This is a genomic window from Shewanella nanhaiensis (assembly GCF_019457885.1).
In the GTDB taxonomy this organism is placed as follows: Bacteria; Pseudomonadota; Gammaproteobacteria; order Enterobacterales; family Shewanellaceae; genus Shewanella; species Shewanella nanhaiensis.
The window spans coordinates 1-233 of record NZ_JAHZST010000097.1; the positions used below are offsets into that span (position 1 = coordinate 1).

A 233-nucleotide genomic window follows, 5' to 3' on the forward strand; every position below is an offset into this window, starting at 1 on the left:
GCCCACAGCGGTGCCTGCGCCCAAGCTGACGGTGATGTCAATTTGACCCGAGAGCTCAACGTCATTGATAAAGCCATCGTTGTTGATGTCCTCATCGATGGTGACAGTTGGGCTGGCGGGGGCGCCGCTGCCCGTGCCGTAGTCGAGCAGGGCGTTATCGCTGCCCTCTGCAGTGTTGCCAGCAGGGTCGGTGACGGTGGCGGTGACCGCGACGGTGGTGCCCGTTGCTGGTG

General features: G+C 63.5%; 1 protein-coding gene. It reads left to right on the forward strand.

The features are described from left to right. Nucleotides 1-233 (forward strand): hypothetical protein (locus K0625_RS24970; protein ID WP_220111940.1); only part of this gene is annotated, 233 nt, incomplete at both ends.